Below are 13177 nucleotides of genomic sequence, written 5' to 3' on the forward strand. Positions count from 1 at the left end.
GCTGATTGGTGAAAGGGCGCTTTCCAGCTTCTACGTAAAACGGGCACATACCTTACATGCAAAGAATCGTGAACCACTTTTTGAAAACCGTGATGGCCGGCTGTCTCCTGGGTTCCGTCGTGCCGGCGCGGAGTGCCGAGGACGTGCTGGTGGCCGGCTTCGACGACGGCGGCTTCGGAGACTGGAAAGTGACGGGGAAGGCCTTCGGCGAAGCTCCGGTGACGGGCTCCTTGCCGAACCAGATGGAAGTTTCCGGCTTCGAAGGCGCGGGCTACCTTTCAAGTTATCACGGGGGCGACGAAGCGACCGGCAAAGCGGTTTCACCGGCGTTCGAAATCACCCGACCGTATCTGAATTTCCTGATCGGAGGCGGAGGCTTCGAGGGGGAAACCTGCGTGAACCTGCGTTCGGAAACCGGCAAGCTGCTGTTCACGGCCGTGGGGCCGAATGTGCATCCCGGAGGGAGCGAAAAGCTCGAATGGCACACGTGGGACGTCTCGAAGTTCGATGGGGATCGGGTCCGGATCGAGGTGATCGACCGCCGCAAGGAGGGATGGGGCCACATCAGCGTCGATCAGTTTGGGCTGAGCAGCGATGCGCGGGTGCTGGAGGTGGAGAAAAAGCTGATGGTGAACAAGCGTTACCTCGTCTGGCCCATCGTGATGGATCAGGGCAAAAGCCGGAGATTCGTATTCCGCTCCCAGGACGGCTGGATGAGTTATGCGACGGTGGCCCTGGCCGAGCGGCCGGACCACTGGGTCTTCACGGATCTGGCGAATCTGCAGGGTGAGACGATCACCGTGTCAGGCCGGATTTCCAGTGACCTGAAGGCGGCGTGGGACAAGGTGGTGCTCTCCGACACCTTTCCCGGTGAAGAGGAGGTTTATCATGAATCCCGGCGTCCCCGGTACCACTTCACCAGCCGCCGCGGCTGGCTCAATGATCCGAACGGGTTGGTGTATTCGGAGGGGAAATGGCATTTATGCTATCAGCACAATCCTTACAACGTCTTCTGGGACAACATGACCTGGGGTCATGCGGTGAGCGATGACCTGTTCCATTGGGTGGAGAGGCCGCCCGCACTGTGGCCGGGCGAGCTGGGGGTGATGTTTTCAGGTTCGGGCTTTATCGTGCCCCCGAAGCACAGCGGCCTGCCGATCACCTCGAACCCCGGCATCGGCCTCGCTTTCACCGCTTGGGGTGAGGGTAGCATCGTGCCGGGAAAAAAGGCCACGCAAGGAGTGGCTTACAGCAACGATGGGGGAAGGACATTCAGCAAGTTCGCCGGCAATCCGGTGATCGATCATATCATCGGCGGCAACCGGGATCCGAAGGTGTTCTGGCATGACCCGAGCCGGCGTTGGGTCATGGCGCTCTATCATGATGGCAGCGAATACGGAATTCATGTCTCCAAGGATTTGGTGAGCTGGGAACAGACCTCCACCTATCAGATCCCGGGTGACTCGGAGTGCCCGGACCTGTTCCCGCTGCCCTTGGAAGGGGATCCGGACCAGGTTCGCTGGATCGTATGGGGGGCGAACGGGGTTTACATGATCGGAGATTTCGACGGCCGCAAATTCGAGCCAAGCAGCGCGCCGCAGCGGAATTATTGGGGCAATGTCTATGCCGGTCAGAGCTATGACCATGCCCCGGACGGCCGGCGGGTTCACATCGGCTGGATGCGGGGTGACATCGCTTCCTTTCACGGAGCGCCTTTCAGTCTTCAGATGTCACTGCCGATGGATTTTCGCCTGCGCAGCTTCGATGGCAAACCGCGTTTGTGGATCGAACCGTCCAAGGAGGTGGAATCTCTCCGAAAAGCGATCGCCGAAAACACGGATATCACGACCGATGGCACCGACCTCGGCAGCCTGGCCTCGATTGAGGGCAAGTCGTTTGAAATCGATGCCACCATTGATCTGGAGGCAACCGATGCCCAGCGCTTCGGCTTCCGGATTTTTGGGGAGCCCTTTGCCTGGGATTCGGCGACGAAGACGTTTTCCGGCGCCGGAGGGACGCAGGTGGAGGATGAAGGAAAGGTGCACCTGAGGGTCTTTTCCGACGTGGGGACCTGTGAGGTTTTCGTGAATGGAACCTATGTGGCCCGCTATCTGGAGCAGCAGGCCCCCCCCGTGGAGCTGATCGCCGAGGGGGGCAAGGTCCACTTCGACCGACTCAGCCTCTTCGCATTGGATTCGGTCTGGAAATAGCGAGCCGGGAGGCGGGGGATTCGTGGTGGCGGGCTGACATCATCACGAACTTGTGATGGCAGCTTGGTTCGGAGCCGTTCCCATTCTCCTTTTTCTGAGCCTTCAGTACGGGCGATCTTATGAGGAGCCGATTGCTCTCAGGATGAGGGTGGTCGGTTTCCAAAATCCCCATCGCAACATGAAAAAATCGACATCCAGATCCTGCCTGCTGGGCTTCGCCCTGCCCCTGCTGACGACCGCCGGTTCGGTGGTCTCGGCTGTGACCGTGAACATTGATTTCGGTCTGACCGACAATCACCCGGACGGAGAGGTCACGGCCTTGTATTCGGGAACCGCCGCCGCTCCTGACTCCGGAACGGTCTGGAATGAAGTGACGGTCGTGGACAATTCGGCCTTCACCGGTCCGCCGGGCGAATTCGGATTCTGGACCACCAACGTCTCCGTTCCGGGCTTGGTGGACTCCCAAGGCCTCGCCACCACGCTCGGAGTAACGATCCATGCCGCCGGTCCGGACGGGACGGGTGCCTTCGGCATTCTCGCCGGATCGACCAACATTGGCGCCGTGGCGACCGATGCAGTCAACCTGATGCGCGACTATCTCATCGGTTTCGGTGATCCCCGCACCGTGGAAATCACCGGGTTCGGCCCGGGCACGATGGTGGATCTCTATCTCTACGGTGCCGGTGATACCGACAACCGTGACACCACTTTCGCCGTCACCGACGTCAACGGTCTGCATACGGCAACCACTACGGGAACGATCACTGGAGACGGGGGCAGCCCGGTGTCCCACACGCTGACGCTGGGAGGCGACTACGTGGTTCTGAGTGGACTGGTCGCAGATGCCACGGGGATGATCACGGTCTCATACGACAACGGCCTGGGGTCGGGCGAGGCTCCATTCAATGGTCTCCAGGCGGTTTACACCGTGCCCGAGGTTTCGAGCTTGCTGCTCTCGCTTGGCGCGCTGCCCTTCCTGCTGGTTCGCCGACGGATTTGAGCTTTCGTTCAAGGTATTGGGTGGGTCGGCCGCTGCGTGGGAGTTCACGTGGCGGCCGATTCTTTTCGCTGAAGCAATCGATCCGGAAGCGTCTTCCGAAGGCCTCGCGAAGCGGAGCGTAAGACGGCCTTTTCCGCTCAGGGCTTTTCCATCCGGAAAGAATCGAGACCGAAGTAAAAGCGGGCACCTTCCGAGGATGCCGAGGTGCCGGAAACCTCGGCGGTGATCCGGTATCGGCCATCGACCGGCTTGAACACGCCGAGGTCCAGGGGTTCTGCGGCTCGCACCTCAGGAGCGAAGCCGCGGTGGATGGCCCGGGAAGGACTCCCATTGATAGTGAAGCGGAGGTTCCCGTAATCGACGGCTTGGGTGGCGGCGACCCATATCCGGTGGTTCCCAGCGTTCGGCGCAGGGAGATCCATGGTTACGAAGTCGCCTTTCTTCGATGCCTTGACGAGCAGCTGGGCTCCGCGGCTCCAGCTGTCGAATCCGAAGGGGCTCATGTCTTGAACCTCCGTCACCAGACCGTCGCTTTGGTCCACGATTCGGAGAAGCTCCGCGTCGGAAACGCCCTCGAAAGCCGGTGGATTCATGGCTTCCTCGAGCGTGGGAACCGGCGCAAGCGCCTCGTCGGGCTCCGGGGTGACGTTGGCGGTGATGCCGGGAAAGCCATACCAGTAGGTGGTAGCGGCATAGTTGAGGCGTGTCCTTTTCCACGACATCAACTCGATATCGAAATCCAGGGAGCGCTCGAAAGGTATGGCGTCCAGGTGACGGGTCCGGGTGAGGACGTTGTGGCCCTGGGTGGCCGGCTGGTCGACACGGATCTGGTTGGCGAAGGGGGTCTGCATGATGCCCCTCGGGGCGAAGGAATAGTTGTAATAGTCCTCGGTGCCGGTGCCCAAGTGCCGGAGGGCCGGGTCGGCATCGACGAGGATTTTTTCGTCGCCCTCGCCATACCAGGTGGCGATGCGGTTGAAGAGGGAGAGGGTGTCGCCCACATAGACGCCCCTGCCCCTGAGTCGGGCGAAGTTCCAGTCGCGCACCGGCGGGGTGTCGAGATCGTGCTCCGAGTGCCACGCGGTGTGGAAGTGCATGGAGTCTGCGTCCCACGACCATGGCTTGGTGGAGGCTTCCAGCGAGACCTCGGCAGGCAGGTCTCCGAGGTTTTCGATGCTGATGGATCCCGAGCGGCGATAGGGCATCACCCAACGGCAGGTGAGCGTGCCGTCGGCATCGATGGTGCGGTACCAGCTTTGCAGGGAGTTGAGACCGGCTCCGCTACCGAAAAAATCCCCGAGCGGGCACCACGCCGTGGTTTCATCATCAAAGTCCAGCTTCACGATCAACGAGCGGAGCAGGCGGGTGGTGCCGGCGTCTTCGCTGACGGGGATTTTCGCACGGATGCATGAAACGGCGGCCGGGCCGGGGGGGAGATCGAGGGTTTTTGTAATCTTCGGCACCAGGGGTCCTTCAAGTCGGGCGGTGCCGGTGCGTGGCGGTTCGGGCGGGGAGGCGAGACGGGTGGCGGTTTCGTTCAGCGCGTCCCTGAAGGTCACGAGATCGCTGCGGGTGAAGGTCCGCACTTCGGTTCCCGGGGCGTAGCGGCGGACGTTGATCTGGTAGTATCTGGGTCCGGAGCCCTTTTCTTCCCACGTCACCTTGCAATGCCGGGCGAAGGGAACGGGAAGCATGAGCGTGTTTCCGCCATTGCCTTCGCGGGCATACCCGGGATGGGGCAGGAGCAGGGTGCGGTCCAGCTCAAGGCTGCCGGACATGAGGTCAAAGGCCGGGAACTCCAGAGTAGGTTCGTCCGAGTGATCGAGGTAGACGCGCAGCGTACCGCTCTTGTTTTCCACGGTGGTCAGCCAGAAGCGCACCATGGCTCCGGGGCCATCCTCATCGAGCATGACCTTTTCCGCGCGGCCGTGCTTCCGCTCTTCCCGGAGATACTGGGTGTGGTCGTCGTTGGCGAACCACCCCGGCTCGCCCGGTGCGGTGGTGCGCCGGTCGTGGCTGCTCGCCTGAAGGCAGTGATAGGCCGGACCGGGCCAGCGGGCCACCGCGTCGTAGTCGGTCATTTCCCGAAGCAGCCGTCCGGTGTCGATGGGCGCGGCCGCGGCGGGCAGGACGAGCAGAAACGAAAGCAATCGAGAGGTGGAGGCACTCATGTCAGGGAAAGGTCGGAAGGTCTGCAAAGCAGCTGGGAAGTAGCAAAACCTTGCCCGGGATATCGCGTTGGAAATGGTGCGGGGAACAGTTCCTGTCCTTGCAGCGTGGCAAAGCTGCCAAGCATCGCCCGTGCGGAGACAGCCTGATGGCTTGCGTGATGGCCGGGAATCCGCCTCGATCCCCAGACCGATTCGAGCAATCGGGAAACCCATCATGAACAGGCTCATCTATTGGTCGATTACGGCGGCTTTGGCCGGATTTCTTTTCGGATTTGACACCATTGTCATCTCCGGAGCGGAGGAAACCTTCCAGCGGCTTTGGCAGCTCGATGCCGCCACCCACGGGCTCGCGACGGGGATGGCCCTGTGGGGGACGGTGATCGGAGCGATGTTCGGAGGCATCCCGGCCGAAAAGCTCGGGCGACGTAAGACCCTGATCTGGGTAGGTCTCCTCTACTTCGTCTCGGCGCTGGGATCCGGTCTCGCGCCGGAGGTCTACACTTTCATGGTCGCGCGCTTCATCGGCGGGCTCGGAGTCGGGGCGGCGACGGTGGCGGCCCCGATGTTCATTTCGGAAATCTCGCCCGCCGGCTCGCGGGGGAAGCTCGCGGGCATGTTCCAGTTCAACATCGTGTTCGGCATCCTCATCGCCCTCGTGTCCAACTACGCCTTCGGCCGTAGCATGGACATGGATGTGGCTTGGCGCTGGATGCTGGGAATCGAGGCATTGCCGGCGCTGGTTTATCTGGTGCTCTCCTTCGGGCTGCCCGAGAGCCCGCGGTGGCTGATCACTCACGCCGGGCGGAAAGAGGAGGCCGCCCGGATTTTCCGGGAAATCAATCCGGGCTTCAACGCGCAGCAGATCGAGAGGCTCTGCTCCGAGGTTTCGGAGTCCGCCAGCATCGCGGGGCCGAGCGGCAGCTTCTGGTCCAAGCGTCTGAAGACTCCGATCCTGCTGGCGATTCTGATCGCGGTCTTCAACCAGTTTTCCGGAATCAACATCGTCTTCTACTTTGCGCCGCGCCTGCTCGGCCTGGCGGGGGTCGATGATACCCTGAAGGCGTCGATCGCCCTCGGGCTCACCAACCTCGTGTTCACGTTCGTCGGGCTGTGGATGATCGACCGCATCGGCCGACGTGCGTTGCTCTACATCGGGTCCTTCGGCTACATCGTATCGTTGGGGCTTTGTTCTTGGGTCTTCCTGTCCACGCCGGTGTTGAAGGTGGCCTCGGCGGCCGGCGACCTTGCCGCCTCGGCCTCCACGCTGGCGAAAGTCGAAAGGGGCGAGCGTTTCATGGCCGGGAAGGACCGGCAGGCGTTCGACGAGGGCTATGCCGCTTCCAGGAAAAAGCTCACCGCGCTGACGGCGGAACCATGGTATCCCGGCGACGAAGTGGTGTTTCCCGAAAACGCGTCGCCGTCCGTGGTCGAGGGCATGGCCAGCGACACCAAGACGGAGGTTTCCAAGATGCTGGGGCCGGTCGGGCTGATGGTGCTGGCGGCTCTCATGGCCTTCATCGCCGCTCATGCCGTCGGTCAGGGAGCGGTGATCTGGGTGTTCATTTCGGAGATTTTCCCCAACGACCGGCGGGCGGCCGGGCAGGCGCTCGGGAGCTCCACCCACTGGATTTGCGCAGCTCTCTTGACCACCGTGTTCCCCTTCGTCATCAGCCGTGTCGAACCGGGCTATCTGTTCGCCTTTTTCGCTGCCATGATGCTTCTCCAGCTGCTGTGGGTGCGCTTCATGATGCCGGAAACGAAGGGCCGCTCGCTCGAGGAAATCGAAGCGATGTGGAAGGCGTAAGCCATCCCTCGGCGGCGGCGTCGGGCTTTACAGCTTTCCTTTCCAGCTTCTCCGAACGGTAACTTCAGCATTCGTTGCCGGTCTGTCATTCAGGCATCTCCATGCCGGCCTCGTTCCGTTAACAGAAGGGGAGACATCCATCGTCCTCCGATCCCGGCTCAGCGGGCATCGCGGGGGGGATGGAAAAACCCTTCAAACCCATGAAATTGAGATACCGGCCTTTCCCGGCCTTGTTGGGAGTATTCTGCTGTGGGCTCATCACTCACGAACTGACCGCGGTTCCTCTGGCTTATGAGGGATTCGACTATCCCGAGGGCTTCGACACGCTGAGCGGTCAAAATGGAGGCATCGGTTGGTCCGGTCCCTGGATCACCGTCAACAATGGCACAGGCGATGTGGAGCCGGGAAGCCTGACGGCCGGCTCCCACGCCGCCCCGGGCTATGACAGCCGGTCTTCGGGAAACCACTGTGCCTTGATCAACTCCCGGCGGGTGGGCAGGGCATTGGATGTCTCCTCCACCGGGCCGTTTGCCGCAGCGGGATTGGTGGACGGCTCGAATCGCATCGGCGCGGATGGCACCACGGTTTACGTCAGCTTTACCCAGCAGCCGAACGGAACGAGCAAATACTACGAGTTCGAGTTTCACCGCGGCAATCTTGGCGACCCGGGCCGGATCGCCGGCATCGGCAACGACCAAGGCGGTGACAATGTCAATCTGAGGGCCCCCAACGGAACGCATACCCTCATTGGAACGGGCAGCACCGAGGTGAACTTCTACATCGTCCGGATCGATTTTAAACCCGGCAATGATGATGTTTACGTGTATCGGAATCCCGGCTCGGTCAGCGAGCCGGCAACCGCCACCTTGACCCGTCTGGGTGCCGCCGACATGTCTTTCGACGGGATTTCCTTCGGTGCCTTCGACAACGACCGCACCGTGGCCCACGACGAGGTACGCCTCGGGTTGAGCTGGGAAGAAGTCGCGGCTCCCGCGGACGTGGCTCCGGTGATCACACAGCAGCCCGCTGCCACGGTGACCGGCTACGAGGGGTCGAGCGTCAAGCTGACCGCCGGCACTTTCGGCCTGCCGGCTCCCAGCTTGCAATGGTCCAAGAATGGCGAGGTCCTGCCCGGCCAAACGGCAAGCTCGCTCGTGCTGGAGAACCTGGCTGCCGCAAGCGAGGGAAACTACACCCTCACCGCCACCAACGGGGCCGGCAGCGTGACGACCGACGCGGCGAATCTGACGGTGTTGGCGGCTCCTCCCGGCCTGCTTGCCTACGATGGCTTCGCGTATCCTTCGGGGACACTGCCGGGAGACCGTGGCGGGCTCGGGTGGAACGGTGACTGGGCCGCTGTGAATGGTGCGGGGGGACTGGTGGTGGACGGAAGCCTCTCCGCCGGAGCCAACGCTCCCGACGGACTTGATGACGAATCGACCGGGAACGCCTCCCGTGTCCTAAACCAGCAGCGGGCCGGACGTTATCTTGATACCTCGCCGGGTGGCGTCTTTGATGCCGCCGGATTTCTGGATGCCGATGGGAATGTTGGCGCCGACGGCAAAACACTCTATATCAGCTTCCTGCAACAGCCCGATGGTACGAGCCTGTTCTACGAATTCGAATTTCACCGGGATGACCTGGGTGATCCCGGCCGGATCGGCGGAGTGGGGAACGATACCAATCTCCCCGTCGTCGGGCTGAGAACCGGGGGCACCACCACGACCATCGGCCCCGGCAGCACCGGCGTGAATTTCTACGTCCTGCGCATCGACTTCCAGCCCGGTGACGACGACGTTTACGTCTATCAAAACCCGGTGTCCGCCACCGAGCCCGGAATTCCTACCCTGTCAAAGATCGCTGCCTCCGATATGTCATTTAATGGCCTTTCCATGGCTGCCTTTGTCAATGGGAGAACCGTCAAGCATGATGAAATACGCATCGGCCAGTCCTGGTCGGATGTGGTCTTCGGTACCAGTCGCCGTGATCTCGTCTGGACCGGTGACGGCACCGCGAACCAGTGGGATTTCACCAGCCCGAACTGGAGCGACGGATCGTCGGCGGTGGCCTTCGCCGATGGCGATCCGGTGACGTTCGATGATTCCGGCTCCTCGGTCCCGGACATCGATGTGACCGAAGACGTGTCGACCGGCACACTGGTGGTCGATAATGCGACAAACGATTACACCTTCACAGGGAGCGGCTCGATCGAGACCTCCGGCGGGCTTGAGAAGACAGGCGACGGTGAATTGACACTCGGCGTCGACCTGAACTCCGGGAGCTCTCTGGTGGTCAAGGGCGGAACACTGACGATGGCGGGTAGTAACCAGATCGGGGGCGAGTTGTCCCTGGAGGCCGGCACGCTGGCAGCGAACTTGACGGGGACCTCGGTCTTCACCGGCAGCATGCTTGCCGAGGAGGGGGATGTTTCCCTGGAGGGAACCAACTCCTTCGCCGGGCTGATCGGCTACCATGCCGACTTCACTCTGACAGGTGATACCACCATCACCGGGGGAGGTGTGGTCTGGCTCGGCAGCGGTCCGGGCAATTCATCGAATGTGACGATTCAGCCCGGGGCCTCGCTGACGGTCGAGGGCGCCATCAACGACTCGCTGGTGTTCGGCCGAGATGGCGGGAGTTCATCCGTGGTGCAGAACGGAGGCGTTTTCACCTTCAATCCGACGGGTCATGAGTATGTCTTTGTCGGTGCCACCAACGATCCCGCCACGGTGGCGTCGTATGTGTTGAACGACGGTCTGATCGACATGCCGGCGAAACGCCTCGGCATCGCTCTCGGACCGATCGCCGCCACCTTCACTCAGAACGGCGGGGTGCTCAATGCGCGGAATCTTGAGCTCGGGGCCTTCCTGACGACGGGAACCGGCATCTTCAACCTCAACGGCGGGGAGATGAATATCGGAGACATGGGGATTACCTCTGCATCCTCGCTCTACGAGTTCAACGTGGGTGAGGCCATGATCGGTGCGCTGGCGGACTGGAGTTCGGACATCGACATGAACCTGACGGGTCTCGGTGAAGATGTGGAGATCAACACGGGCGAGCATACCATCGAGTTGTCCGGCTACATTGCCGGCGCAGGTGGGATCCTCAAAACGGGTGAGGGAACACTGGCGATCACCGGTTACAACGACTTCAGCGGCGACACGGATATCACCGAAGGAACGCTGGCCGGGTTTGGAGTGAGCGATTTCTCGCCGGTGACCGTCCGCAGCGGTGCCACGCTTGCTCCCGGTGTCGAAGGCACGGGGGAGTTCTACTGCTCGCAGCTCACCCTGGAGTCGGGCAGCACGTATGATGTGCAGCTGGATCGGGAAATCGAACTTTCCGATAGCGTGACGGTGACGGGTGCGATGGATATTTCCGGTGCAAACCTCGTCTTGCATCAGATCGGATCGGGCCTGATTCCCGCGGGAACCAAGTTCACCATCATTGACTATGGCGGCGGCACCTTGCAAGGCAGCTTCGCCGGGCTTGCCCAAGGCGCCTCGCTGACGGTGGGGATCAACACCTTCTCCCTGAGCTACTCGGATTCATCTCGGGTGACCCTGACTTCCACCACGGTGGCTTCACCGTATGATACCTGGGCGGCAGGCAATGGTCTCGATGGTTCGCCCGGTCATGAAGCTGGCTTTGATGAGGACCCGGATGGCGACGACGTCGCGAATGGTCTCGAGTGGATCCTCGGCGGCGATCCCCTGGCTGGAGATGGCTCTTCACTGCTGGTGGCGACCACGCCGGTGGAAGGAGGCCTTCAGCTCGATTTCGCCCGCAATGCGGACAGCCTCGGGCTGGCGACTCTTGCTCTGGAATATGATTCCGACTTGGAGGGGGAATGGACCAGCGTTGAGATCGGTGCGGAGAGTGCAAACGAAGCGAACGGCGTGACGGTGACGGTGGACGACAGCGGATCGCCGGATGCGGTGAGCGTGGCGATCCCCGCGAGCAACGCGGCCGATGGCAAGCTCTTTGCCCGCCTGAGGGCGGTCATGCCGTAAGGCACGACTTACGGAAGTCCGCGATCAACCTTTGGCCAGGTCGCGGACTTCCACCTTTTCCCACCAGGAGGAGAAGTTCCCGATGAAAGCCTCGTGGGTTTCGTGGACCTGATAAACGTCCTGCGTTTCCACGTCCGGGAAATGCATCGAGGTGCCATAGTGCCACGTGGAATCGATCACCGGCCGGGGCATGACCGGTGCCGGTCGGCCCCAGAAGCCGCCGATGCAGCCCGGAATCGTGAACAGGGAATCCAGCCCGGCTTCAAAAGCGGCGCGGTCGGCCTCGTTCAAGTGCTCGGGTTTCAGCCAGAAATAAACGTGGTGCTCCATGGCGGCCAGCCAAGCGGAGTCCGGGAGTGACGGCAAGTCCTCGAAACGATAGCAGGGGGCATGAAATCCCTGATGGTCTTCCTGGCCGGCGTGGTGATGGCGGAGGAGCCGCCGGTGAAGCTGGCGGAGCAGGCCCGGCTGCAGCTCAAGATGGCGGAGGGCGGTCAGGTGATCGACAACCTGGCGCTGACGGTCGCCGGAGCGTGGATGGACCCGGGACCGCCGGGCGAGACGCGGGATCTCACGTTTCCGATCGATGCCTGGCAGTGGACGGCGGCGACGCTTCGCTTCACCCCGCCGGCGAGCGGCAAGGCCGAGCTGAGCTTCATCGGGCCGTGGGAGGAGCAAAGCACCGGCGTCGTCTGGCGTCAGGAAATCCTGTGGGACGACGTTGAGGCTGAAGGATCCAGCGTCACCAACGGGTCTTTCTCCGCGGGAATCGAGGGCTGGACTTCTCCCTGGGCCCCCTTTCCACCAGCGGCGGATTGGCCTTTGGCGGGACGCGAAGTCGGCGCGTCGTGGCTGGGTCGACCGCTGGTGCAGCAGCTCACGGTCGAGGGGGGCAAGCCGGTGACACTCCGCTTCAGGGCCAGGGCGGCGGCACCCTCCGATCGTCCGGAGATGCATCCCGTTTCCGGGAAAACTCCTGCCCATGACTGGGCCGCGGCCCTGAAGCGAGGCGTCAATCTGGGGAATTGCTGGGAGGCCCCCGTGGGGTCGTGGGGGGTGCCGTATGGACCGGAGGACATCGACCGCATCGCGGACGCGGGCTTCGATCATATCCGCGTGCCGGTGGGATGGCATCACCGCATAGAGAATGGTGAAATTTCCCCGGGCTTGCTCGAGGAGCTGGAGCCGGTCCTGAAGCAGGCGGAGAAACGCAAGCTTCACATGATTCTCGACTGGCATGGCTTCAAGGCGCTGGAGGAGGATCCCGACGGGCATCGGCAGGATTTCATCGATGGATGGAAGACGATCGCCGCGCACTTCAAAGCGTGGTCGCCTCTCTTGGCCTACGAGCTTCTCAACGAACCCACGGGAGGACTGCATGGGAGCGTGCTCAATGACCTCCACCAGCAGGTGCTCACCGAAATCCGCGCCATCGACCCGGAGCGGATCGTGTTTCTCGACCCCGGGCGATGGGCGGTGGCGGACCAGCTCGGCCAGCTCTGGATCCCGCAGTCCGAGAAGCGGGTGATCCTCACCTTTCATTGTTATGATCCATTTCCCTTCACCCACCAGAAAGCAGCGTGGGTCGGCTTCCAAAGCGTCGAGGACATCCGTTTTCCAGGTCCTCCGTCCAGCCCGGCGCAGGCCCCGGTGGAAAACCTGGCCCGTTGGTATGCAGCTTACAGCGACCCGGAAGCTCGGCCGAATCCGTCGTCGATCTCGTCCGTCGAGCGCCTCCTCGACAAGGCGAAGGCCTGGTCGGAGAACTTCGGGCGACCGGTGCACCTCGGCGAGTTCGGCTGTGTGCGCGATGCCGATCCCGCATCGCGGCGACGGTATGCCCGGCAGGTTCGTGACGCCGCGGAAAAACGGGACATCCCCTGGTCATGGTGGGAATGGAAGGTGGGCTTCGGGGTGGTGGACATGCAGACCGGCGAGCCCCTGCTCATCGACGCGCTTACCGGGGATTGAGCTAC

General features: G+C 62.2%; 7 protein-coding genes. 5 read left to right on the plus strand and 2 right to left on the minus strand.

Translation table 11 applies throughout. The features are described 5' to 3' along the window. Positions 1–68: 68 nt before the first annotated feature. Positions 69–2210 carry a glycoside hydrolase family 32 protein gene (locus tag ABXH26_RS08505; RefSeq protein WP_353566625.1) on the plus strand — a complete coding sequence of 714 codons (2142 nt, stop codon included), beginning with the start codon at positions 69–71 and terminating at the stop codon, positions 2208–2210. 178 nt (positions 2211–2388) lie between these two features. Beyond that, entirely contained in the window at positions 2389–3210 is an 822-nt protein-coding gene (locus tag ABXH26_RS08510) for a hypothetical protein (RefSeq protein ID WP_353566626.1), read from the plus strand. A gap of 137 nt (positions 3211–3347) precedes the next feature. Here the strand turns inward: ABXH26_RS08510 and ABXH26_RS08515 are convergent, their stop codons facing one another. Further along, entirely contained in the window at positions 3348–5381 is a 2034-nt protein-coding gene (locus tag ABXH26_RS08515; protein ID WP_353566627.1) for a glycoside hydrolase family 172 protein, read from the minus strand. A 214-nt stretch (positions 5382–5595) separates the two neighbouring features. Here ABXH26_RS08515 and ABXH26_RS08520 point away from each other — a divergent pair, with 214 nt between their 5' ends. After that, the gene (locus ABXH26_RS08520) at positions 5596–7185 is read left to right on the plus strand and encodes an MFS transporter (RefSeq protein WP_353566628.1); all 1590 of its coding nucleotides are present in this window, start codon (positions 5596–5598) and stop codon (positions 7183–7185) included. 200 nt (positions 7186–7385) lie between these two features. Next, the gene (locus tag ABXH26_RS08525) at positions 7386–11201 is read left to right on the plus strand and encodes an immunoglobulin domain-containing protein (protein WP_353566629.1); all 3816 of its coding nucleotides are present in this window, start codon (positions 7386–7388) and stop codon (positions 11199–11201) included. A 24-nt stretch (positions 11202–11225) separates the two neighbouring features. On the opposite strand, the gene ABXH26_RS08530 is transcribed toward ABXH26_RS08525, so the two are convergent. Beyond that, positions 11226–11567 (minus strand): Dabb family protein, encoded by a 342-nt coding sequence (locus ABXH26_RS08530; protein WP_353566630.1) that lies wholly within the window; start codon positions 11565–11567, stop codon positions 11226–11228. A gap of 24 nt (positions 11568–11591) precedes the next feature. On the opposite strand from ABXH26_RS08530, the gene ABXH26_RS08535 reads away from it, so the two are divergent. Continuing rightward, complete coding sequence (locus ABXH26_RS08535; RefSeq protein WP_353566631.1) at positions 11592–13172, plus strand: glycoside hydrolase family 5 protein; 1581 nt, start codon at positions 11592–11594, stop codon at positions 13170–13172. The last annotated feature ends 5 nt before the right edge of the window (positions 13173–13177 follow it).

The sequence above is a fragment of the Haloferula sargassicola genome (assembly GCF_040362925.1).
Classification (GTDB): Bacteria; Verrucomicrobiota; Verrucomicrobiia; order Verrucomicrobiales; family Akkermansiaceae; genus Haloferula; species Haloferula sargassicola.

Excerpts from the sequence above, each read along its gene's own strand:
- ABXH26_RS08510 (WP_353566626.1), top strand. The coding sequence starts at position 2,389 with ATGAAAAAATCGACATCCAGATCCTGCCTGCTGGGCTTCGCCCTGCCC.
- ABXH26_RS08515 (WP_353566627.1), bottom strand. The coding sequence starts at position 5,381 with ATGAGTGCCTCCACCTCTCGATTGCTTTCGTTTCTGCTCGTCCTGCCC.
- ABXH26_RS08520 (WP_353566628.1), top strand. The coding sequence starts at position 5,596 with ATGAACAGGCTCATCTATTGGTCGATTACGGCGGCTTTGGCCGGATTT.
- ABXH26_RS08525 (WP_353566629.1), top strand. The coding sequence starts at position 7,386 with ATGAAATTGAGATACCGGCCTTTCCCGGCCTTGTTGGGAGTATTCTGC.
- ABXH26_RS08535 (WP_353566631.1), top strand. The coding sequence starts at position 11,592 with ATGAAATCCCTGATGGTCTTCCTGGCCGGCGTGGTGATGGCGGAGGAG.